Here is a 23,625-nt window from a genome sequence, read left to right as displayed (position 1 = left end):
GCGGGGAGCCCCTGGGGCCCCCTCGCCCCGCCGGACGCGTCACTGCGGATCTGCCGGGCCGACGATCTCGGCCAGGGCGGGGCCGCTTATCTCCTCGTGCTCGAGCAGGGCGTCGATGAGCCGCTCGAGGACCGGGCGGTTGTCCTTGAGGATTCGGCTGGCGCGCTCGAAGGCCTCGTCGAGGAGCCGCTTCACTTCGTTGTCCACGAGGTGGGCGGTCTCCTCGGAGTATTCGCGTCGGCTGGCGATCTCGCCGCCCAGGAAGACGTTGCGGCGTTCCCCGCCGAGTGCGACGTGGCTGAAGGCCTCGCCCATGCCCCATTCGAGGACCATGCGCCGGGCCAGGACGGTGGCCTCGTGCAGGTCGCTGGCCGCGCCGGAGGTGAAGGTGCCGTGGAGCATGACCTCCGCGGCGCGGCCGCCCATCATCACGGCCAGGCGGTCCTTCAGGTAGTTCTTGCGGAAGACGTGCCGCTCGTCCTCGGGCAGCTGCAGGGTCGCGCCCAGGGAGCGGGAGTGGGGGATGATGGAGACCTTGTGCAGGGGGTCGGCGTGGGCCAGCCGGGCTGCGGCCAGGGCGTGTCCGCCCTCGTGGCAGGCGATGAGGCGCTTCTCCTCCTCGGTCATGGACATGCCCTTGCGCTCCAGCCCCAGGGTGACCTTGTCGCGGGCGCGCTCGATGTCCGAGGCGGCGACCGCGTCGCGTTCCTCGCGCATGGCGTAGAGGGTGGCCTCGTTGAGCAGGTTCTCCAGGTCCGCGCCGCTGAAGCCCGCGGTGGCCCGCGACAGCTCGTCCAGGTCCACGTCCTCGGCCATGGGCTTGTTCGCGGCGTAGAGCGTGAGGATCTCCGTCCGGTCCGCGCGGCTGGGGAGCTCCACGGTGATGCGGCGGTCGAACCGGCCGGGCCTGAGCAGGGCCGGGTCCAGGACGTCGGGCCGGTTGGTGGCGCTCATGACGACCACCTTCTCGTTGGGCTCGAAGCCGTCCATCTCGTTCAGGAGCTGGTTCAGGGTCTGCTCGCGCTCGTCGTGGCCGCCGCCGAGCCCCGCGCCGCGCTTGCGGCCGATGGAGTCCAGCTCGTCGATGAAGATCATGGCCGGGGCGTTCTTCTTGGCGTCCTCGAACATGCTGCGCACGCGCGAGGCGCCTACGCCCACGAACATCTCCATGAAGGCGGAGCCCGAGGTGGAGTAGAAGGGCACGTCCGCCTCGCCCGCCACGGCGCGGGCGAGCAGGGTCTTGCCGGTGCCGGGCGGCCCCACCAGGAGCACCCCCTTGGGCGGCTTGCCGCCGAGCTTGGACAGGCGGCCGGGGTCCTTGAGGAAGGTGATGATCTCGCGCAGCTCGTCCTTGGCGCCCGACGCGCCTCCCACGTCCTCGAAGGTCTTTCCGCCCCTGGACTTGTCGTACAGGCTGGCCTTGGACTTGCCGATGCCGAACAGCCCGCCCGCGCCGCCCTGTCCGCGCAGGCGCTTGTACTGCATGTAGAACAGCCCGCCGATGAAGAGCATGGGCAGCAGGGTGATGAGCAGGGTGGATATCCAGCCGCTCCGTTCCCTGGGCCTGGTGGCCAGGGAGACGTCGTTGGCCACGAGCAGGCCGAGGAGCTGGGGGTCGCCGAAGCTCGGCAGGAAGGTGTAGAACTTCGTGTACTCCACCTTGTCCTTGCCCTCGCCCTTGGCGTGCTTCTTGGCGAAGACACCGTCGATGCGCTCTCCCTGCACGCTCACGGAAGCGACCCCGCCCTTCTGCACCTCGCTGCGGAAGACGTCGTAGTCGATGCGCACGTCCGGCTCGCGGGGGCCGTAGAGGTAGACGGAGCCGATGCCCACGGAGAGCGTGAGCACTATGGCCAGGAGGGCGCGCCTGCCCAGGCCTTTCTTCTGGTCCATGGGGGAAGGGGGCGGCGGGGAAACGGTCATGGCGGATGCGTCCTCCTGATCTGAAGCCCGGCCGGTCCGGGCGGCCGGAGCAGGGGATGGCGGTTCCTACGAGCCTAGCACGCCTTTGGCGGCGAGCGCAAAGAGAACGGGGAAAAAATGTTTCCGGCGGGCGGAGAGGGGCGTGGGAGGCGCGGGAAGGAGGGCTCTGCCCTCCCGGGTTCCGGGACGGCCTAGTCTTCGGGGATGCCTCCGCCCAGGGGCAGGATGTCTGCCAGGGCGGAGGAGAGGGCGTCGTAGTCCACGGGCTTGGCGAGGTAGCCGTCCATGCCCGCTTCGAGGAACTTCTCGCGGTCGCCGCTCATGGCGTAGGCGGTGAGCGCGATGATGGGCACGGCGGACTTGGGGTTGTGGGCGGGCAGGCTGCGTATGGCGCGCGTGGCTGCCACGCCGTCCATGACCGGCATCTGCACGTCCATGAGCACGCAGTCGAAGTCGTCCTTGGCGAGCATGGCCAGGGCCTGCTGCCCGTTCTCGGCGATGCTCACCACATGCCCTTCCTTTTCCAGCAGGCGCCGAAGCGACAGGCGGTTCACCGCGTCGTCCTCGGCCACGAGCAGCTTGAGGCCTCGGCCGGAGGGCTGTCCGGCCGGGCCGGACTTCGCGGCTGCCTCCTTCCTTTTCGCCTGCGCCAGGGGCAGGGAGAGGTACATGGTGGTGCCCTCTCCCTCGGTGCTCTCCACGGCCAGCTCGCCGTCCATCAGGCGCACCAGCCGGGCCACGATGGACAGGCCGAGCCCTGCCCCGCTGAAGCGGCGCACGAAGGAGCCCTCGACCTGGCCGAAGGGCTCGAAGATCCTGGAGAGCTCGGAGTCGGGGATGCCGATGCCCGAGTCGCCGACCACGAACAGGACGCGCTGCGTCTTGATGTTCCGCGAGGCGAGGGCGTGGGCCTCGACGCGCACGAAGCCGCGGTCCGTGAACTTGATGGAGTTGCCCACGAGGTTGAAGAGGATCTGCCGGAGCCGCGCCTCGTCCCCCACGAGCCGGGCGGGCAGGCGCTCGTCCACCGTGAACTCGAGGGCGAGGCCCTTGTCCCGGGCGGCGATGGTGAAGAGGTCGCAGACGGACTTCTCGAGGTCGCGCATGCTGAAGAGGTCGTTGTGGATGGAGAGCTTCCCGGACTCGACCATGGACAGGTCGAGGATGTCGGAGAGCAGGCGCAAGAGGCGCTTGGAGGAGGTCGAGGCGTTGTCCAGGAACTCCTTCTGCTCGTCGTCCAGGGGAGTGTCCTGCAGGAGGTGGAGCATGCCGAGGATGCCGTTCAGCGGCGTGCGGATCTCGTGGCTCATGTTGGCCAGGAATTCCGACTTGGCCTTGTTGGCCGCCTCGGCGGCCTCCTTGGCCTCGTGCAGCAGGCGCTCGGCGCGCAGCCGTTCGATGACCTGGGCATAGCCGTCCAGGAGCGGCTGGAGATACTCGACCAGTGCCTCGTCGTAGCCGTCGGGGCGGTTGGCCAGGCCGATGCTGCCCACGAGCTCCTTGCCGTGGAACAGGGGCAGCCCCAGGAAGGTCGTGAGGGCCGGATGTCCCTCCGGCAGCCTGCCGTTCTTGCGCGGGTCCCCGGCCGGGTCGTCGCAGATCACGGGCGCGCGGCTGACAACGGCCGCGGCGTTCAGGCCGTCCATGGCGTAGAACTTCATGCCCGCCGGGGCCTGTTGCTCGTAGAACCGGCGCGTCTCCTCGTTCCAGGAGATGTCCGAGACCGCCAGGCACTGCTGGTACTGCCTGCCCTTCCCGTCCGTGCGCAGCTTGGCGATGTAGCCGAAGGCGCTGCCGGAGAGGCGCAGGATCTCCTCGAGCGCCGTGCCGAATATCTCCTCGCTCGGCCTGCCCGTGATGTAGGCCGTGCGGACGCGGGCCATGGCCCCGGCCAGCTCGTGCCGGCGCCGCGTCTCCTCCTCGCTCCGCCTGCGGTCGGTGATGTCGCGGGCAAAGACCAGGCTCGCGGGCTTGCCCTGGTGCTCGAAGGGCGCGGAGACGGCCTCCACGGGCACGGCGGTGCCGTCCAGGCGCAGGTAGGCCAGCTCCACGCTCGGCATGCCGATGCGCTGTTCGTTGACCACGCGGATGCGTTCGCGCACCGCGTCCCGGAAGTCGGGGTGCATCTGCTCGACGATGGAGCGGCCGAGCAGGTCCTCCACGCTCGCGGCGCCGAAGAGCCGGACCGCCGCAGGGTTCAGGTAGGCGAAGCGGCCTTCGGACTGGACGATGATGGCGTCCGGCGCGCTGTCCACGAGGCGGCGCACCCGTTCCTCGCTTCTGCGCACCTCCTCCTCGGCCTGCTTGCGGGCGCTGATGTCCATGCCGTAGATGTTGGCGTAGTCCTCGGCGTCTTCGTCGCCGTAGGCCGCGCCGGACACCGGGCAGACCGCGAAGGCGAAGGTGCGGCCCTCCACCGTGGCCTCGAAGTGGGTGATGGCGTCGCTTTCGAAGGCCCGGCGCAGGGAGTCGCGGTAGGCTGCGGGAAACTCGTCGCCAAGGCCCCCGCCCAGGGGGCCGAGGAAGATGGAGCTGGCCGCGTTGGCGTGCACCACGCGGAGATCACCGGCGACGCGCATCACGGGGTTCGGGTTCTCGCTCGGGAAGCGCGCCAGGCTGCTGATCTCGGCCTCGGCCTTCTTGCGTTCCGTGGCGTCGTTGCCGACCTCGAGGATGGAGGCGGGCCTGCCCTTGGCGTCGCGGTTCAGGACCCACAGGCTCGAAACGTAGACGTGGCTCCCGTCCTTGGCGGTCTGCCGCAGCTCGCCCGACCAGCGCTCCCGGCGCCGGAGGGTCTCCATGATCTCCTCGTGGGGCATGGGGAAGACGGTCTTCAGGAGCTCGTGCGCGACCTTGCCCAGGGCCTCGTCCCTGGTCCAGCCGTAGAGCCGCTCGTTGCCCGAGGTCCACAGGGTGATGCGGTCCTCCATGTCGCGCACGAGGACGTTGCTCAGGTCGAGCAGGCGCGCCTTCTCCCGCAGCTCCTCGGTGCGCGCGTTGACCTGCGCCTCGAGCTCCTCGTTGCTGCGCCGCAGCACGGCCTCGGCCTTCTTGAGCTCGGTCACGTCGGAGAAGGTCAGGACCACGCCGTCCACGTCGCCCTTGGGCGAGTGGTAGGGGTAGGCGCGCTGGAGATACCAGGCCCCGGACGAGGTCTTGACCTCGCGCTCCACGATGGAGCCGCCTTCGAGCACGCGGCGGCAGTCCGGGATGAGCTCGCGCGCCTTGAAGGTGCTCTTGATCTGGTCGACGGGCCTGCCGTGGTCCGTCGGCCGCAGGTGGAAGAGGGCCGTGGCCGCCGGGGTGAAGCGCACCACGCTGAGGTCCTTGTCCAGGACCACGGTGCCCAGGTTGGTGCTGGTCAGGAGGTTCTCCACGAACCCCTGGGCCTCGGCCAGCTGTGCGAGCTTGTCCTCGAGCTCGCTGTTGAGCGAGGTCAGCTCCTCGTTCAGGGACTGCAGCTCCTCGCGCGAGGCCTCCATCTCCTCGTTGGAGGACTGCAGCTCCTCGTTCATGCTCAGGAGCTCCTCGTTGGAGGCCTTGAGCTCCTCGTTCAGCGTCTCGTAGCCTTCCACGGCATTCTGCAGCTGGTCGTTGGTGCGTTCCAGCTCCGCCTCGTAGCGCGTGATCAGCTCGTTCTCGCCCAGGCTCTCCTGGCCCTGGCAGCCTGCGGGGAGGCTGGCGGGATCGACCTCCTCGAAGGACACGAGCAGGAAATCCACGCCCCCGCCCGTGCTCAGCACGGGATCGGCCGCGATCCTGACCATCTCCCGGCCGTCGCGCTCCAGGCGCAGGGGGGCCGAGGTCGCGGACTGCCGGTCGCGCAGGGCGGAGTCCATGACGGCGCGCAGGTGGGGCCGCAGGGCCGGACGCGCGAGCTTGTGCACCACGAGGCTCGGCGCGCCCTCGGGAAGCTCCAGGAAGGGACGGACGTCCCCGTTCAGGTGGACGATCTTGCCGCCCGCGTCCACCAGGGCGGCGGGACGGGAGTAGCGCCTGAGCAGGGCCTGCGTGGCCACCTGGGCCGGGTCCAGCCGCTTGCCCGCGTCCTTCTCCTCGAACAGGCCGCTGTCGAAGCTGAAGCGCCTGGCGGCGCGCAGCGGCAGCTCGGGCACGTCTCCGGGCAGGCGCTTGTTCCTGAACAGACGCCACTTGGCGTCAACGGGCTCGAGCAGGCCGGAGCTGTCGCCCACGCTCTCGGCCGGGCCGAGCAGGAGATAGCCGCCGGGCCTCAGCGCGTAGGAGAAGAGCGGGAGGAGCCTGGCCTGGACCTCGGCGGTCAGGTAGATCAGGAAATTGCGGCAGACGAGGATGTCGATGTCCAGGAAGGGCGGGTCGCGCAGCACGTCGTGGTAGGCGAAGACGATGTTCTCGCGCAGCTTCGGGGAGACGAGGCAGCTCTCCTCGTTGCAGAAGAAGTGGTCCGCGAGCCGTTCCTGGGAAAGGCCCTTTGCCGCGCGCAGCGGGTAGCTGCCCTTGCGCGCGGAGGCCACCGCGTTCTTGTCGACGTCGGTGGCGTAGATCTTGATGCCGCACTCGGCGCCCGTCGCCTTCTTGTACTCCTCGAGGAGCATGGCCACGGAGTAGGCCTCCTCGCCCGTGGAGCAGCCCGCCACCCAGACCCGGACCACGTCCTCGCGTCCCCGCCCGGCGAAGACCGCGGGCAGGGCCTTGTCGCGCAGGACGGCGAAGGCCTCCTCGTCGCGGAAGAAGGAGGTCACGCCGATGAGCAGGTCGTTGAAGAGCCTGCCGCGTTCCTCGGGGTTCTCTTCCAGCTCGGCCGCATAGGCATCCAGGCTCTCCTTGCCGGTGAGCAGCATGCGCTTGTGCAGGCGGCGGGCTATGGTGCTGCGCTTGTAGCCGGAAAGGTCGTGGCCCGTGTGCTCGCGCAGCAGGGAGATGATGCGGCCGAGCTCCTCCTCGCTCCCCGCGGCCTCGCGCGGGACGGAGCCCGCGCCCCTGGCCAGGAAGCGGGAGCCCAGGGCCTTCACCAGATAGGGGCCGATATGGTCCGCGGGCAGGATGACGTCCGCCATGCCCGTGGCCGCGGCGCTGCCCGGCATGCCGTCGTGCAGGGCGTCCGCGGGTTCCTGGACGATGACCAGGCCGCCCGAGGCCTTGACCGCGCGGATGCCGAGGGTGCCGTCGCTGCCCGCGCCCGAGAGGATGACGGCGACGGCGGCGTCGCCCTGCTGGAGCGCCAGGGAGGCGAGGAAGCGGTCGATGCCGCGGTGCGGCGGGTCCTTGCCCTGGGGCAGGAGGCGCAAGAGCCCCTCCTCGAGGGCCACGTCGACCCCGCCCGGCGGCACGTGCAGCGTGCCGGGCCTGGGCGTCATGTCCTGCGTGATCTCGCGCAGGGGCATGCGGCAGAAGCTCGCCAGGGCCTCTGCCAGATGGCTCTTCATCTGGGAGGATGTGTGGGTGAGGACGACGAAGGCCGCGGGCAGGTCCGGGGGCAGGCCCTGGAGGATGATCTTCAGCGTCTCGAAGCCGCCGGCCGAGGCGCCGAAGGCCACGACCGGAAAGGGAAGCCGTCCCTTCCCGTCCGTGGCGGCGGGCGCGGGCGCCGCCGCCTTGGCGTCGTCAGCTGTGGGTTCCTGCGCAGTGTCGTCCATCGGTGCCCCCCCCGGGGCCGCGAGCATGCTGCTGGTCGAATGGAAGACGCACGGGAGGAGGCCGGACCGGCCGCCTCCCTGTCCGCCCCCTGTCGGCGGGCGTGGCGTTATAAGCCTCCCATTTTTCAGGCCCGAGAGCCAGAAAAATAAGAGGTGTTTTCCAATGAATCAGAATGACAAGCGTTTTTTTGCCTATGAGAGCCCGATGTCCGCCAGCGCCTTGCGCGTCGACTCGTAGCCCGTGTGGTGGATGGAATGGATGCCCAGCCCCTGCGCCTCCTGCACGAACATCTCCCGGTCGTCGAGGTAGACCACCTGCTCGGGCCGCGCCTGGGCGATGTCCAGGGCGATCTTGTAGATGTCGTGGTCGGGCTTCCTGAAGTGCACGAAGCACGAGGAGATGAAGAAGTCCACGAAGTTGTTCAGGCCGAAGGTCCGGATGCGGTATTCGGTCAGCTCGCGGCCCTCGTTGCTGACCACGGCCACCTGCAGCCCGTGCGCGGCCTTGAGCGAGCAGCACAGGTCGATCATCTCCTGGAAGGGCTTGGAGCGCGAGAACATGAACTGCGTGAAGTCCTCGCGCGAGAAGGGGCGCTCCGTATAGAAGACCAGCCGCGTGAGGTAGTCGTCCAGGCTCAGCTTGCCTTCCTCGTAGGTGTCGAAGGTCAGGTGGTGGCGTTCGTCGAGCTCGTCCTTGTCCAGGCCGAAGGTCGCGCAGGCCTCGCTGCGCGCGTGGCGGTCCCAGCCGTTGGTCAGCAGGACGCCGCCCACGTCCAGGAACAGGGTGGTGAAGGAACTCGGGGACACTATCTTCCTCTCGCAGCTCATCGTCTGCCTCCCGTGTGCGTCTCGTGCGTGTCGGCCCGCCTCCCCGCCCGGGCCGGGCGGCCCTGTCGGGAGCGGTGCCGGGGCTTTCTCCGATTCCCTACTGCATAAGCCCTTCGCGGGTCGAAGTCCAATGCGGGGCGCGATTTTCCCGCCTCGGGTTTCCCTTGCGGCCCGCGCGTGCTAGGCAGTGGCATCCCGAGTTCGGAGGTGGACATGGCGGACGGCAAGGCTCGCGGCGGCAGCCAGGGAGATGGACAGGACAGGCCCGGCGAGGTCGGGCTGTGGGGGGCGGTGGCCATCGGCGTGGGCGGCATGGTGGGGGGCGGCATCTTCGCCGTGCTCGGCCTGGCCGCGACGCTCGCGGGCGGCGGCGTGCCCGTGGCCTTCCTCGCGGGCGGGCTGCTCGCGCTGCTCACGGCCTACTGCTACACGCGGCTCTCCGTGGCCTTTCCGAGCGCCGGGGGCAGCGTGGTCTTCGTCAACACCGCCTTCGGCGTGGACTACTTCACCGGCGTGGTGAACAACCTGCTGCTCATCGGCTACATCGTCACCCTGGCGCTCTACGCCTACGCCTTCGGCCACTACGCCGTGACGCTGCTGCCCGGGGCCTGGCACTCGCCGCTCACGGTGCACCTGCTCATAAGCCTGGCCGTGGTCCTGCCCACGCTCCTGAACCTGGCCGCGGCCTCGGTCATCAGCCGGGCGGAGACCTACATCGTGGGCTTCAAGGTGGCCATCCTGCTGCTCGTGGCCGTCTCCGGGCTCTTCTACGTGGACCCCGCGCGCCTCTCCCCCGCGGTCTGGAAGCCCCTGCCCACGATCATCGGCTCGGGCATGGTCATCTTCGTGGCCTACGAGGGCTTCGAGCTCATCGCCAACGCCGCGGGCGGCGTGCGCGACGCGGCCCGCACCCTGCCGCGCGCCTACTTCACGGCCGTAGGCTTCGTGACCCTGCTCTACGTGCTCATCGCCGTGGTCACGGTGGGCTGCCTTTCGCCCCAGACCATCGCGCAGGCCGAGGACTACGCCCTGGCCGCGGCGGCCCGCCCGGCGCTCGGCGCCTTCGGCTACCGCATCGTGGCCGTGTCCGCGGTCCTGGCCACGCTCTCGGCCATCAACGCCACGCTCTACGGCGCGGCGCGCCTCAGCTACGTCATCGCCACCTCGGGCGAGCTGCCGGAATTTCTGGAGGACAGGGTCTGGAACAAGCCGGTGGTCGGCCTGCTCATCACCGCGGGGCTGTCCCTGCTCCTGGCGAACCTGGGCGGGCTGTCGAGCATCTCCACCATGGCCAGCGCGGGCTTCCTGATCATCTTCGCCACGGTCAACGCCGCGGCCTTCGTGCTCGCCCGGCGCGTGGGGGCAAGCCGTCCGCTCGCGGCCGCGGGCTGCCTCGGCTGCCTGGCCGCCTTCGCCGTGCTCCTCGACCACGTGGCGGGCACGAACCCTTCCCACCTCTGGGTCCTGGCGGGCATGGCCGGACTGGCCATGGCCGTGGAGGGCGCCTACGTGCTCTACCTGCGCAAGCCCGAGCACAAGGGCAAGGGCAGGCTCCATCCCCCGGCAGGGCAGACCGGCGGCTGAGGGAGAGGCCCTATTCCGTCTCTTCGGCGTAGCTGCGCATCGGGACCTCGCCGCGCAGGGCCAGGAGGGCGCCCTGGGCCAGGGCGTGCATCTCCTCGAGCCCGGTGACGATCTCCACCGGCGCGAGGAAGGAGAGGGCGGAGACGAGCGCGTCCGCCATGCGGGGGCTCCTGGCCATGCCGCCGGTGACCACCACGGCCGCCAGGTCGAGCCCGTCCGGCCCGGCGAAGACGGGGGCGAAGGAGGCCGCGTCCTTGGCGATGTTGTAGGCCAGGGCGTCGAAGACCAGGCGCGCCGCCTCGTCGCCCGCCGCGATGCGGGCCTCGACCTCGCGCAGGTCGTTGGTGCCCAGGTGGGCGAAGAGGCCGCCGCGGGTGAGGAGCAGGGTGCGCAGCCCCTCCGGGTCCAGCTCCCCGCGCTCGAGCATGGGCAGGACGCGCAGGATGGGCACGTGGCCCGCGCGCTCGGGCGAGAAGGGGCCTTCGCCGTCCAGGGCGTTGATCACGTCCACGACCTTGCCCCGGCGGTGCGCGCCGATGCTGATGCCGCCGCCCAGGTGGGCGACGATGAAGTTGTTCTCCCCGTACGTGAGGCCGTGGCGGCGGGCCGCCTCGCGCGCGGCCCCGCGCTGCGAGAGCGCGTGGAAGACGCTGCGCCTGGTGATGCCGGGAAGCCCGGTCAGGCGGGCCACGGGCTCCATCTCGTCGGTCACGGGCGGGTCCACGATGAAGGCGGGGCAGCCGTACTCGGCCGCGAATTCGAGGGCCAGGGGCGCGCCCAGGTTGCAGGCGTGCTCGCCGTGGCGGGCCGAGGCCAGGACCTCGAGCATGGGCTCCGTGATGGCGTAGGTGCCGCCCGGGATGGGCGCGAGCAGGCCGCCGCGGCCGACCACGGCGTCGACCCTTCCGCACGCCGCCGGGTACAGGGCCAGGGCCTCGCGCACGGCCTGGGCGCGCAGCTCCTGCTGCTCCGCCACGCGGGGCACGGCCAGCAGGGCGTCCTTGGGATGGGCGATCTCCACGGAGAGGAGCGCCGTCTCGTCCTCGAACAGGGCGAGCTTGGTGGTCGTGGAGCCGGGGTTTATGGCCAGGATTCTCATGCGCGCCTCGAAGCCTTCTCTCGGCAGGATATCTAGGAAATGTCCGGGCAGCGGGAAAGGTAGGTGCCGAGCGCCAGGGAGAAGAGCTTGCTGCGCTCCGAGTCGCCGCGCGAGGCCACGACCATGGGCACGCTGCTGCCCGCCACGATGCCCGCCATGTCGCAGGCCGAGAAGCTGCTCAGCGACTTGTAGAGCACGTTGCCGCTCTCGATGTCCGGCACGCAGAGGATGTCCGCGCGCCCGGCCACGGGGTGGCTGTAGCCCTTGACCCTGGCCGCGCGGGGCGAGACCGCGATGTCCAGCTGCAGCGGCCCGGCCACCAGGGCGGGGCCGAACTCGCCCTGCGCGCTCATCTTGGCGATGAGGTCCGCGTCCAGGGTGGCGGGCATGGCCGGGAAGTTGACCTTCTCCGTGGCCGCGAGCATGGCCACGCGCGGCGTCCTGACGCCCAGGGCGCGCAGCACAGAGACGGCGTTGCGCACGATCTCGGCCTTGCGCTGCAGGTTCGGCTTGATGTTCACGCCCGCGTCGGTGAGCGCCATGAGGCGGCCGGAGCCGGGCCGCTCGAAGAGCGCCACGTGCGAGAGGATGCCTTTCGGCGGCACGCCCTTGTCCTTGTGCAGCACGGCCTTGAGCAGCGTCGCCGTGCTGATGAGGCCCTTCATGAGCAGCGCCGCCTCGCTCGCCTTGTACATGCCGATGGCCGCGTCCAGGGCGGCCGCGTCGTCGTCGGCGTCCACCTGCTCGAAGGGGGAGATGTCCAGGCCGAGCTCGGCGGCGCGCCTTCTCGCGGCCTCGGTGTCGCCGATGAGGATGGGCTCGGCCACGCCGTGGCGGTAGGCGGCCACGGCCGCGCGCAGGACGAAGCCCTCGGCGCAGCGGACCACCGCCACGCGGGGCATGGTGGCCGCGCGCGCGGCCGCGAGGAGATCGCGGAAGCTGCGGATGCGCATGGGGCTACTCGTCGCCGCGCTTGAGCGCGATCATGCCGCTGCGGCACAGGCTCTTGATGCCGAAGGGCTTGAGCAGCTTGACGAGTCCCTCCACGCGTTCCTGGTCCCCGGCCATCTCCACGGTGATGCTCTCCTGGCCCATGCCGACCACCGAGGCCCGGAAGACCTCGAAGATCTGCATGAGCTGGGTCAGGTTCTCGCGGTCCATGCGCACCTTCACCAGCAGCAGCTCGCGGTCCACGAACTCCTTGCGCGCCAGGTCGTCCACCTGCAGCACCCAGTCCATGCCCGCGATCTTCTCCGTCACCAGCTCCACCTCGCCGCCCTCGGCGTCCAGGCAGATGACCAGGCGCGTGACCTCGGGGTCCTCGGTCTCGCCCGCGGCGATGCTCTTGATGTTGAGCTTCTCTTCCTTGAACATCAGGGCCAGTTCGGCCAGCACGCCCGGGCGGTTCCTGACCAGGGCGGAAATGGTGTGCTTCACGGGGTTCTCCTTGACGTGCGCTTGCCGCGGACCTTGCCGCGCGCCTCGCCGCCGCGGCTTCGCGCCGCGCGGCGCACGAGCCGCAGCTATAGACCAAGCCGGGAGCGAAGGCCACTCCCCGCGCCGCCCGCAACGAAACGGCCCCCGCGCGAGCGCTCGCGCGGGGGCCGTTTCGCTGCGTCCGCCGCATGTGCGGCGGGCAGGGGCGGGCAGAGGGCTAGTGGACCACGCGGCCGATCCTGTCCCAGCGCACGTCGGTGATGCCGCCCGGGCCCCAGGACCAGTAGAGGATCATGGCCTTGCCGAGGATGTTCTCGCGCGGCACGAAGCCCCAGTAGCGCGAGTCGTAGGACTCGTCGCGGTTGTCGCCCATGACGAAGTAGTGGTCGGGCGGCACGGTCACGGGGGCCATGTCGTCGCGCGAGGGGATGATGCGCGGGTCCACGTGCTGCACGTAGGGCTCGCTCAGGGGCTGGCCGTTGCGGTAGACCACCTTGTCCTTGATCTCGATGGTGTCACCGGGCACGCCGATGACGCGCTTGATGAAGTCCTTGCCCCCGGCGCCTGCGCGCATCTGCTCGTCCAGGGAGAAGATGCCGGTGCCCTGCACGGGCGCGCCCGGGAAGATGAAGACGATGATGTCGCCGTCCTTGGGCTCGGAGACCGGGATGATCTGGGTGTGCAGGTAGGGCAGGCGCACGCCGTAGATGAACTTGTTGACCAGCAGGTGGTCGCCGATCTGCAGCGTCTGGAGCATGGAGCCGGAGGGGATCTTGAAGGCCTGGACCACGAAGCTCCTGATGAACAGCGCCAGGATCAGCGCGATGAACAGGGCTTCGGTATATTCCTTGATGAGCTTTATCGTGCGGGGATTCATGCTTTCCTCGTTAGTCATCGTCGCCCGCCTTGAGCGCGGCCAGGAAGGCTTCCTGCGGCAACTCGACGTTGCCCATGCGCTTCATGCGCCGTTTGCCTTCCTTCTGCTTCTCCAGAAGCTTGCGCTTGCGCGTGATGTCGCCGCCGTAACACTTGGCGGTGACGTCCTTGCGCATGGGGGCGTTGCGTTCGCGGGCGATGATGCGGTTACCGATGGCCGCCTGGATGATCACCTCGAAGAGCTGTCGGGGGATGGTGCGCTTCAGGCGGAGTGCGAGCTTGCGTCCCATGCGCTCGGCACCGGAGCGGTGGACGATGGTGGACATGGCGTCGACGGGCGTGCCGTTGATCAGGATGTCGAGCTTCACGAGGTCCGAGCCGCGGAACTCCTTGATCTCGTAGTCCATGGAGGCGTAGCCGCGGGTCACGGACTTCAGCTTGTCGAAGAAGTCGAAGACGATCTCGGCGAAGGGCAGCTCGTAGGTGATGATCACGCGGTTCGCCGTGAGGTAGCGCATGTCCTTCTGCAGGCCGCGCTTCTCCTCGCAGAGCTTGAGCACCGCGCCCACGTACTCGTTGGGCACGTGGATCTCCATCTTCACCCAGGGCTCGGCCAGCTCCTGGATCTTGGTCACGTCGGGCATCTTCGAGGGGTTGTCGATCTCGAAGACGTCGCCCTTGACCGTGGTCACGCGATAGATGACCGACGGCGCGGTGGCGATGAGCTTGGCCTGGAACTCGCGCTCCAGGCGCTCCTGGATGATCTCCATGTGCAAGAGCCCGAGGAAGCCGCAGCGGAAGCCGAAGCCGAGCGCCTGCGACGTTTCGGGCTCGAAGGAGAAGGCCGCGTCGTTCAGCTGCAGCTTCTCCAGGGCGGCCTTCAGCGGCTCGTACTCCGCGGGTTCCACGGGGTAGAGGCCGCAGAAGACCATGGGCTTGATCTTCTTGAAGCCCGGGAAGGGATGCGGCGTGGGCCTCCTGGGATCGGTGATCGTGTCGCCCACGCGGGCTTCCGCGAGGTTCTTGATGGATGCCGTGAGAAAGCCCACCTCTCCGGGCCCGAGGCTCTTCACGGCCAGGGCGTCGGGCGAGAACACGCCCAGCGACCCGACTTCGAACTCCGCCTTGTTGGAGTTCATCATGATGCGCTGTCCGGTCTTGATGCGGCCGTCGATGATCCGGAAGAGGACCACCACGCCCTGGTACGAGTCGTACCAGGAGTCGAAGATCAGGGCCTTCAGCGGCTCGTCCTCGCTGCCCTTCGGAGGGGGCAGGCGGCTGACGATGGCCTCGAGCACCTGGTCCACGTTCATGCCGGTTTTGGCGGAGACCGTGATGACCTGCGAGCAGTCGAGCCCGATGCCCTCCTCGATCTCCTGCTTGACCCGCTCCGGCTCGGCCGAGGGCAGGTCGATCTTGTTCAGGACCGGGATGACCTCCAGGTCGTGGTCCAGCGCCAGATAGACGTTGGCCAGCGTCTGGGCTTCCACGCCCTGGGTAGCGTCCACGACCAGCAGCGCGCCCTCGCAGGCGGCCAGGGAGCGCGAGACCTCGTAGGAGAAGTCCACGTGCCCCGGCGTGTCGATGAGGTTCAGGACGTAGTCCTTGCCGTCTTTGGCCCGGTAAGGAATGCGCACGCTCTGGGCCTTGATGGTGATGCCCCGCTCCTGCTCGAGCTCCATCCGGTCCAGGTACTGCTCCCGCTTCTCGCGCTCGCCGACCAGGCCGGTAAGCTCGAGAATGCGGTCGGCAAGCGTGGACTTGCCGTGGTCGATGTGGGCTATGATGCTGAAATTTCTTATGTTTTCCATATGATGTGGGGTCGGAGAGCGTGCCGTGCCCCCGCTTTACACGCTTTCGGGGCCGCTGAAAAGAGCGCACCGGGCAGCCTCGCGGCGCCCTCCCCCGGAAGGCCCGCGCGGATATGTCTCGGGGGCGTGCCCGGCGCTTCCTGCGCGCGAGGCGCCCCCTTGTAGGCCATCCGGCCCCGGCTGTCTAATCGTCGGCCGAAGCCGTGCCGGGCGCGGCGCCCGAGGCTGCGTCGGACGCGGCGTCCGAGGCGGCGGGCGCCCCGCGCAGGAGCGGCCTGGGGATGCCCGCGCTGCACGGCACCCCGGCCTGGCACAGGCCGCAGGACGAGACCTCCACGCCGAGCTGGTGGTCGCGCACGTAGTGCTGCGTTGTGCCGCGGATGTAGTCGAAGCAGCGCTGCTTGTCGCGCCCGCCCTCCTCGGGCGTGCGGATGGAGCCCGCGGGGCAGCGCCTGGCGCAGGCGCCGCAGGTGCCCTTGGCGAAGAAGAGGCACCAGTCGCGGTGTCCCGAATACTCGCGCGGGGTGGGGAGAAGCGCGCACTCGGCCACCACGGAGCCCACGCGGTGGGCCTTGCCCGCGCGCGTGATCAGCCCGTCCGAGAGGCCGAAGGTGCCGTGCCCGGCCACGTGCGCCGCGTGGCGCTCGGACCAGCTGGAGGCGAAAAGGTACTTTTCCGAGGTGCGCCGCCCGAAGGAGGGCAGCAGGACCGGGGCGCAGGCGCGCACCCCGCGCGCGGCCAGCTCCTCGACCACGTGGGCGCGAAGCCCGTCGTTGACCATCTCGCCGAAGTGGCGCACCCGGCTCCAGGGCAGGCTCGGGTACTCCTTCTCCTTCTTGTGGGCGGCCAGCGTCCCTGGGGTCTGGGGCAGCACCCAGGAGATGACGCGAAGTCTTGCCGCGGGCGCGGGCGCGTCCGGGAAGGCCTCGGCAAAGGCCTCCGCGGGGCTTTGGAAAAACTCGCCGATGTCCTTCTTGAAGAAGGCCCAGAGCGCGTCGTCGCCCGCGGCCACGCCGACCAGCGGCTCGCGAAAGCAGGGATCGCCGCAGTCCGGCCCCTGCCGGTTCACGGCCGGATCGGCCATGCGGCGGCGGATGATCCCGGCCGCCTCCTCGAAGGTCAGCTCCGTGCCCGTCATGTTTCCTCGCTTTGCGCGCGGATTCGGCGTGCGGAACCCTGGTGCAGGCCTCGCGTCAGCCCGACCGCCGCGCGCCCCACGGTCCCGCGCCCTTGCGGGCGGCCGGAAATCCGGCTAGGTTCGCGCCAAGATAGGGGCTTTCTACCACCAGGGCCAGCCATGGACAAGTTCCGCATCCTCCTCCTCCATCCCGACCCGCAGGTCCGGGACGAGCTCCGCCGCGCGCTTTCCGGCTCGGACTTCGTGCGTGTGGTGGGCGAGGCTGTGAGCGCCTTCGAGGCCATGGAGCTCATCGAGGCCGTGTCCTACGGCGCGGTCTTCCTGGGCTTCGACCTGCCCGGCGGCGTGTCCGGCGCGGAGCTGGCCCAGATGCTCGGGCAGCGCAAGAACCGCCCGGCGCTGGTCTTCGTGGCCGAGGACGAGTCCCTGGCCTGCAAGGCCTTCGAGCTGGAGGCACTGGACTACCTGCGCTGGCCCTGCGAGGGCGCGCGCATGGAGAAGACGCTCTCGCGGCTGCGCGCCTTCCGCTCCACCTTCAAGGAGGCCGCCCTGCCCCAGCCGCGCGGCTGGGACGGGGGCGACCCGGACGACGAGGACGAGGAGGGCGGCGTGGTCAAGGTGCCCATGGCCGAGGACGAGGAGGACCGCTTCCTCTCCGCCCTGCGCCAGGCCTGGGACTTCAAGGGCAGGAGCCCGGAGATCGAGAAGCTGCCCATCACCCTCGACGGCAAGCTCATCCTCGTGCCCTACGACGAGATCATCTTCGTGGAGGCCTACGAGGACTACTCCTACGTGCACACGGCCCAGACCAAGTTCCTGACCTCGCACCGCCTGAAGGACCTCGAGGTCAGGCTCCGGCCGCACCGCTTCTTCCGCGTGCACAGGAAGTTCCTGGTGAACCTGGACATGGTCACGGAGATCGCCTCGCTGCCCGGCTCGAACTTCATGCTGCGCACCACCATCAAGGGCAAGACGCGCATCGAGCTGCCCGTGAGCCGCAGGCGCATCGCGGACCTCAAGCAGATCCTGGGGCTGTAGATGACGACCGCTTACCGCCCCCTCACGACCATCGGCCGAATTTCTCGCGCCCGCCGTTCGGGCGGACAGTATACGCATGCGTGGCGTTGCCGCCTCCGGGCCTTCGGGCCCCGCCATCCGGAGGGCCGGAGCGGCGCGCCGCAAGGAGACGCGACATGGACCAGTCCGGCGCTCTAGACACGCTCCTGCAGGAGGACCGCGTCTTCAGGCCCCTGCCCGGCCTCGTCATGGAGGCCAACGTCAATCCGCAGGAACTCGCCGCGGCCTATCGCCAGGCCGCGCAGGACCCGCTCGGCTTCTGGGAGTCCGCCGCCCTGGAGCTCGAATGGTTCCGCCGCTGGGACAAGGTCCTGGACGAGAGCGCGCCGCCGCACTTCTCCTGGTTCCCGGGCGCGCGCTGCAACATCGCGCACAACGCCCTGGACCGGCACACCAAGACCGGCAACAAGCACCGCCTGGCCCTCATCTGGGAGGGCGAGCCCGGCGACATCCGCAAGTTCACCTACTTCGAGCTCTACCGCGCCGTGAACAAGCTGGCCGGGGCGCTGCGCTCGCTGGGCGTGGCCAAGGGCGACCGCGTGGTCGTCTACATGCCGCCCCTGCCCGAGACGGTCATCTCCATGCTCGCCTGCGCCAAGATCGGCGCCGTGCACTGCGTGGTCTTCCCCGGCTTCACCGGCAAGGCGCTCAAGGAGCGCCTGCGCGACGCCCGCGCCAAGTGCCTGATCACCGCGGACGGCTTCTACAGGAACGGTCGCGTGGTGCCGCTGAAAGCCTCCCTGGACGAGGTCCTGGCGGGCGACGACCTGGACGCCGTGGACATCTGCGTGGTCGTGCGCCGCGCCAACCTGGACGTGGAGATGCACGCCGCGCGCGACGTCTGGTACGACGACATCGTGCGCCACGAGAAGCCCGAGGCCCCGACAGAGGTCATGTCCGCGAACGACCCCCTGTTCCTGCTCTACACCTCGGGCGCGGCCGGAAAGCCCAAGGGCGTCGTCCACTCCCACGGCGGCTACATGGTGGGCGTGCACCATACGCTCAACTGGGTCTTCGACATCAAGCCCACGGACATCTTCTGGTGCACCGCGGACCCGGGCTGGATCACCGGCCACTCCTACGCGGTCTACGCGCCGCTCCTGGCGGGCACCACCACGCTCCTCTACGAGGGCCACCCGCTCTATCCCCAGGCCGACCGCATGTGGCACATCACGGCCAAGCACGGGGTCTCGGCGCTGTACACCACGCCCACGACCATCCGCATGCTCATGCGCTACGGCAACCAGTTCCCGCGCCAGCACGACCTCACCTCCCTGCGCATGCTCGGCAGCGTGGGCGAGCCCATCAATCCCGAGGCCTGGGTCTGGTTCTACCAGACCATCGGCCGCGGCGAGTGCCCGGTCATGGACACCTGGTGGCAGACCGAGACCGGCCAGATCATGATCGCGCCCATGCCGGTCTCGCTCATCAAGCCCGGCAGCGTGAACAAGCCCCTGCCCGGCATCGAGGCCGACATCGTGGACCGCAGCGGCGCCCCGGTGCCGCCCGGCAAGGGCGGGCTGCTCGTCATCCGCCGCCCCTGGCCCGGCATGATGCACAGCGTGTGGAACGACGAGGAGGCCTACCTCGCCTGCTGGAACAGGATCCCCGGCTGCTACCTGGCCGGAGACGTGGCCCGGCGCGACGAGGACGGCTACTTCTGGATGCAGGGCCGGGCCGACGAGGTCATCAACATCGCGGGCCACCGCCTGGGCACGGCCGAGCTCGAGAGCGCCCTGGTCAGCCACCGCGCCGTGGCCGAGGCCGCGGTCATCGGCGTGCCGGACAAGATCAAGGGCGAGCTGGCCAAGGCCTTCGTCATCCTGCGCGAGGGCTTCGAGGAGAGCGACGAGCTGGCCCGCGAACTGCGCGAGCACATGCGCCGCGAACTCGGTCCCGTGGCCGAGCTCAAGGGCGTCAAGTTCCGGGCCGACCTGCCGAAAACCAAATCCGGCAAGATCATGCGCCGCCTGCTCAAGGCCGAGGAACTCGGCACCGAGCCCGGCGACGTCTCCATGCTCGACGACGAGTAGGGGGCAGGGCGCTGAAAAAGCGCCGTCTGTGGCGTTGCCGCGAAACGCTCAAACCCTCGCGTATGGAAGAATACGCGTCGGGCTTGAGCGTTTCTTGCGCCTTGCGTTTCGCGCAACATCGGGTGCTTTTTGAGCGCCCTGCCGGGGTGTCGGGGTGTCGGGGTGTCGGGGCGGCGGGGCGGCGGGGGGCGGTGCGTGCCGTCCCGGTCTTTTCCCTTTTTCCCTGGGAATTCGTCCCCGTTCAGAAAAAGGCGGTTTCGCGTCGATTCGGGTGCGTTTTTTTCCCCGCGGGGGATTGCGCGCGGGGGGCGGGAGGTGTAGCGAGGAAAGCAAACGGGGTGGGACTGTCGTTCAGATTCTGAGCGGCATGGGCGTTCCTGGCAGAGTCGGCGCAAAGCCAAAACGCGCCGATGTCCTGGGTGTTGCATCGCGAAGCGGGATGCAGGGCCATGAACGGGAGCGGGCGGCACTTCTACTCCGTCGATTTCGCGAAGGCCATCGCGGCCTTCCTCGTCGTCTGCGTCCATATCCCGCTCTTCGCCTTCCCGCAGAGCGCCTGCGGCACGGTCTGCAAGGCCGCCTACTACGGCGCGGTGAACTCCGCCGTGCCCATCTTCTTCGCCCTCTCGGGCTTCCTGCTCCAGACCCGGGTCGCGGTGCGGCAGCACGTCTTCCCCGGCTACCTGAAGAAGATCCTCCTCATCACGGCCTTCTGGTACCTCTTCTACCTCGTGGCCGTGGACGTGGTGGAGCTCCTGCGCACCCACGCCGGCTTCCTGCACAGCCGCGAGATGTTCGGCTACCTCCTGCGCAAGCCCCACGGCCTGCTGCTGAACGGCACCTACTACCACCTCTGGTTCTTCCCCTCCCTCGTCTCCTCCACCGCGCTCCTCTTCCTCTTCACCACCCGCTGCAGGCCCCGCACGGTCCTCGTCGCCGCGGGCCTCCTCTACTGCGCGGGCATGCTCGGCCAGGGCTACGGCGCGCTGCTCGGCGGCCCGGACCTGCACGTCGACACCCGCAACGGCCCCATGTCCGGCTTCCTGTTCATGGCCATGGGCTTTTATTTCGAGAAGCTGCGCAAGGTCCGGCGCGGCTGCCTCAGGTACATCGCCCTCGGCCTCGTCGTGTCCACGGCCGAGAACGCCCTGCTCCTCTCCGCCGTGCACAGGCTCCCGCTCTACGGGCTCGGCTCGGTCGTCCTCGTCTTCGGACTGCTGCACTTCATCTGCAACGAGGAGATCCGCAAGGAAAACCCCCTGGCCCGCATCGGCCGCTACTCCCTCGGCCTCTACGCCCTGCACCCCTTCCTCATCTATCTCTACGGCAGGGCCGGGCTCAACGACTACCTCCTCCCCCTGGCCAAGGCCTGCATCGTCTACGGCCTCGCCCTGCTCCTGACCATAGAGCTGCGCAACCACACCCGCCTGCGCACGGTGCTCTGAGGCAGGGCGCTGAAAAAGCGCCGTCTGCGGCGTTGCCGCGAAACGCTCAAGCCCTCGCGTATGGAAGAATACGCGTCGGGCTTGAGCGTTTCTTGCGCCTTGCATCCGGTGCTTTTTGAGCGCCCTGTCGGGTGCGTCGGGGGCGGCGCCGATTTCGGCCGCTTTTTGCGTGAGAGGGGAGGATATGGCGGAGAGATGATGTTTCTTGATACTTGCAGGGCAATATTTATATACTTGATGCTGACTTTCTGGATGAATCATGATTTCAGACTATGCAGATATTGTTCATTAGCTGGCAGCTAGCCACTTCTGGGGGGGGGAGATGGGAAGCCGTACTACGAACGATGGCCAGGGTCTTTCTAAAATTCGTTCGACCCAAAAAGTTCGTGAGCACGAAGTACTTCGTATTGCAGCATCGTTAGCATTTGGAGCCGGCACAGAGCGCATGGAAAAGGCTCGGCGTGAAGTGCTCACATGGGCTCAGCGGCGATCAGGGGGGGCTTTGCCCGAAACAGCATGGTCGGGGAATAGTTTTGAATATCTCGCTGGCGGCAGAACCACTATGGGAGTTAGGCTCCGCACTGGTACCACAGATATCTGGGCGTTCCGTGCCGACGATCCTGACAAAGAGATTCCAGGGCGAACTTGGACAACTGAAGTTACTCTCGGCCAAGCTCATAAAACTGGTCCTCTCCTCAGCTTACGCTTAACTGCGAGCACGAGCGAAGATGAGTTTCAGATCGAGCCTCATCCCCCAGGTTTATTGCACCAGATCTCCAGAAAGTGTGGTTTGGCTGTGGGGGCATATAAAATTGAATCAAAGCCGTGGGTTATCGCATCTGAAGACGACATTGAAAAACTGATCAATATGTTAGAAGATAGTAGGAGAGTACTCCCTATCTTCATCGCATCAGGCGATGTTCGATCAAAAAATCCAAACAGTCCATTGATTAATACAGGATTGTTGGCAAGTGCAACTGTCGGACTTGCACATGTCGTAGTCCTCCCAGGTGAATATACTTATTCATTGAGCGATAAATTTGGTAAGATGCGGTCTGTTTTTCATGGTGCTGTCCGTGTTTTTATGCCTGGATTTAGCGCTAGTGCAAATCCGTATGAGCATAGGCTTTTTCTTGCGGATCAAATTTGTTCTGCACATGGATCACTGCAATGTGTCCACCTTTTGAGGTTGCTTGCTGCGAATCATAGTCTATTTCGCACGCGATTAGATCACGACGTAATGACATTTTCTGCTGTTCGTACATATTCTCTAAAGATCGAGCAAGAGCGAGGAATTAATGATGGATCAAGTTATTTAAAACAACTTGAGTCTGCACAGCGCAGAATTAGGTCTTTAGAGGACGAATTGAAGGAAGCTAAGGACTGGGAACAACAATTAAGTGATTTTCATAAGGCTGCAGAGGACCGCGCAAAATCTGTCGAAGCACATCTGAGAGGAGCGACGATCAGAATACAGAACCTGACAGAGTGTTTGGAAAAATATGGGAATAGAGAGGACGATGATGTCACAATGCCTACATCCTGGGGAGATTTTGCTGATTGGTGCGATAAAAATTTGGTAGGACGATTAGTGCTGGCACCTGCCGCCCGTCGAGGTGTCAGTAAACCTGATTTCACTGATGTATCGTTGGCTGCTCGTTGCCTCCTTTGGCTCGCTGATGAGTGCCGAAAACGCAGAATGGAAGGCGGCGGGAAGATATCTGAGTCAGTAGTTGAGGAAGGCGTTAGGAATTCATCGTGTGGTGGTGATAGTTATGAATTTGAATTTTGTGGTCAACGGCTTGTTGCAGACTGGCATGTAAAATGTGGTGGGAATACTCGTGATCCATCAAGATGCCTAAGAATTTATTATGCGTGGGATCAACAGTCTATGCAAATTGTCATTTCTGATATGCCAGGGCACCGTCGGACAGGAGCCAGCTGATATTATATAATAAGATATTCTGTCATGTGAGTTAGGTACTTCATCTGTGATTAACCTGAGTAAAGGTAGAAGCATCCCTCAATGGGGCTTCCTTCTCCAAAGCCTTCTGATTTGAGCTTCATGATTTTCCGCTGCTACCCGGCGACCGGGGCGAAGGTGGCGCCCGTGAGGGCGGCGAGGTCCTTGGGGGAGAGTTCGATGTCCACGCCGCGGCGTCCGGCGCTGACGAAGATGGTCTGCTGCGCCTCGGCCGAGGCGTCGATGACCGTGGGCAGGCGCTTCTTCTGCCCCAGGGGACTCAGGCCGCCGACCACGTAGCCGGTGACGCGCTCGGCCAGGGCCGGGTCGGCCATGGCGGCCTTCTTGACGCCCAGGGCGCGGGCCAGGAGCTTCAGGTCCAGGCGCTGCATGACCGGCACCACGGCCACCACGAGGCCGTCGCCCGCGGCCGCGACCAGGGTCTTGAAGACCCGGGCCGGGTCCACGCCCAGCTTGTCCGCGGCCTCGCGGCCGTAGGACTCGGCCGAGGGGTCGTGCCGGTACTCGTGGACCGTGTAGGAAATCCTGGCCTTCTTCGCGCGGTCTATGGCCGGGGTCATGTCTCCTCCTGTCTCTTCCGACGCCGACACAGCGAGTTACCCTCCCCGCGCCCGACGCGCAACGTCCACGCGGGCGTCCCGGCCGTTTCGACCGTGGCCTGCGCTCCGGGGCTCGGCGTCGTTCCCCCTGCCCCGGCACCCGGCAAGCCCCGCGAAGCGCGGTGAAAAGTTTTGGGGAAGGGTGGAGGAGGGGTGTGGGGAGGAGGCGGGGAACC

15 protein-coding genes are annotated in these 23,625 nt (G+C 67.4%); 5 read left to right on the top strand and 10 right to left on the bottom strand.

Features of this window, described 5'->3' with window-relative positions; translation table 11 throughout:
• Nucleotides 1-39: 39 nt before the first annotated feature.
• The 3 genes from ftsH to DSX2_RS06085 all read right to left on the bottom strand — a co-directional run bounded on the left by ftsH (nt 40) and on the right by DSX2_RS06085 (nt 8,366).
• The gene (gene ftsH, locus DSX2_RS06095; RefSeq protein WP_020880289.1) at nt 40-1,923 is read right to left on the bottom strand and encodes an ATP-dependent zinc metalloprotease FtsH; all 1,884 of its coding nucleotides are present in this window, start codon (nt 1,921-1,923) and stop codon (nt 40-42) included.
• 191 nt (nt 1,924-2,114) lie between these two features.
• Nucleotides 2,115-7,538 (bottom strand): CheR family methyltransferase, encoded by a 5,424-nt coding sequence (locus DSX2_RS06090; RefSeq protein WP_020880288.1) that lies wholly within the window; start codon nt 7,536-7,538, stop codon nt 2,115-2,117.
• A gap of 192 nt (nt 7,539-7,730) precedes the next feature.
• Nucleotides 7,731-8,366: an HAD family phosphatase gene (locus tag DSX2_RS06085; RefSeq protein ID WP_020880287.1), complete on the bottom strand. Its 636-nt coding sequence runs from the start codon at nt 8,364-8,366 to the stop codon at nt 7,731-7,733.
• A gap of 213 nt (nt 8,367-8,579) precedes the next feature.
• On the opposite strand from DSX2_RS06085, the gene DSX2_RS06080 reads away from it, so the two are divergent.
• The gene (locus DSX2_RS06080; RefSeq protein WP_020880286.1) at nt 8,580-9,950 is read left to right on the top strand and encodes an APC family permease; all 1,371 of its coding nucleotides are present in this window, start codon (nt 8,580-8,582) and stop codon (nt 9,948-9,950) included.
• Between the two features lie 10 nt (nt 9,951-9,960).
• Here the strand turns inward: DSX2_RS06080 and buk are convergent, their stop codons facing one another.
• The 6 genes from buk to DSX2_RS06050 all read right to left on the bottom strand — a co-directional run bounded on the left by buk (nt 9,961) and on the right by DSX2_RS06050 (nt 16,311).
• A complete protein-coding gene (gene buk / locus DSX2_RS06075; RefSeq protein WP_020880285.1) occupies nt 9,961-11,049 on the bottom strand; it encodes a butyrate kinase in 1,089 nt (362 codons plus the stop codon).
• Nucleotides 11,050-11,081: 32 nt separating this feature from the next.
• A complete protein-coding gene (locus DSX2_RS06070; RefSeq protein WP_020880284.1) occupies nt 11,082-12,002 on the bottom strand; it encodes a phosphate acyltransferase in 921 nt (306 codons plus the stop codon).
• A gap of 4 nt (nt 12,003-12,006) precedes the next feature.
• Nucleotides 12,007-12,486, bottom strand: coding sequence for an acetolactate synthase small subunit (gene ilvN / locus DSX2_RS06065; RefSeq protein ID WP_020880283.1), 480 nt, complete (start codon nt 12,484-12,486; stop codon nt 12,007-12,009).
• A 217-nt stretch (nt 12,487-12,703) separates the two neighbouring features.
• Nucleotides 12,704-13,363: a signal peptidase I gene (lepB, locus tag DSX2_RS06060; protein WP_035041017.1), complete on the bottom strand. Its 660-nt coding sequence runs from the start codon at nt 13,361-13,363 to the stop codon at nt 12,704-12,706.
• Nucleotides 13,364-13,373: 10 nt separating this feature from the next.
• The gene (gene lepA, locus DSX2_RS06055) at nt 13,374-15,173 is read right to left on the bottom strand and encodes a translation elongation factor 4 (RefSeq protein WP_020880281.1); all 1,800 of its coding nucleotides are present in this window, start codon (nt 15,171-15,173) and stop codon (nt 13,374-13,376) included.
• Between the two features lie 184 nt (nt 15,174-15,357).
• Nucleotides 15,358-16,311 carry a 4Fe-4S ferredoxin, iron-sulfur binding protein gene (locus DSX2_RS06050; RefSeq protein ID WP_020880280.1) on the bottom strand — a complete coding sequence of 318 codons (954 nt, stop codon included), beginning with the start codon at nt 16,309-16,311 and terminating at the stop codon, nt 15,358-15,360.
• Nucleotides 16,312-16,470: 159 nt separating this feature from the next.
• On the opposite strand from DSX2_RS06050, the gene DSX2_RS06045 reads away from it, so the two are divergent.
• From DSX2_RS06045 to DSX2_RS18255, 4 genes are all read left to right on the top strand, one after another.
• Nucleotides 16,471-17,349, top strand: a complete 879-nt coding sequence (locus DSX2_RS06045; protein ID WP_020880279.1) for a LytTR family DNA-binding domain-containing protein — start codon at nt 16,471-16,473, stop codon at nt 17,347-17,349.
• A 155-nt stretch (nt 17,350-17,504) separates the two neighbouring features.
• Nucleotides 17,505-19,421: an acetate--CoA ligase gene (gene acs / locus DSX2_RS06040; protein ID WP_020880278.1), complete on the top strand. Its 1,917-nt coding sequence runs from the start codon at nt 17,505-17,507 to the stop codon at nt 19,419-19,421.
• A 449-nt stretch (nt 19,422-19,870) separates the two neighbouring features.
• Nucleotides 19,871-20,866 carry an acyltransferase gene (locus tag DSX2_RS06035; protein WP_020880277.1) on the top strand — a complete coding sequence of 332 codons (996 nt, stop codon included), beginning with the start codon at nt 19,871-19,873 and terminating at the stop codon, nt 20,864-20,866.
• 322 nt (nt 20,867-21,188) lie between these two features.
• Complete coding sequence (locus DSX2_RS18255; protein ID WP_020880276.1) at nt 21,189-22,811, top strand: hypothetical protein; 1,623 nt, start codon at nt 21,189-21,191, stop codon at nt 22,809-22,811.
• Between the two features lie 134 nt (nt 22,812-22,945).
• Here the strand turns inward: DSX2_RS18255 and ybaK are convergent, their stop codons facing one another.
• Entirely contained in the window at nt 22,946-23,410 is a 465-nt protein-coding gene (gene ybaK, locus DSX2_RS06030) for a Cys-tRNA(Pro) deacylase (protein ID WP_020880275.1), read from the bottom strand.
• Nucleotides 23,411-23,625 lie beyond the last annotated feature (215 nt).

Source organism: Desulfovibrio sp. X2, from assembly GCF_000422205.1.
GTDB lineage: Bacteria > Desulfobacterota > Desulfovibrionia > Desulfovibrionales > Desulfovibrionaceae > Alkalidesulfovibrio.
The sequence above is the reverse complement of the archived record's forward strand: the minus strand, read 5'-3'. Positions and strand labels throughout refer to the sequence as shown.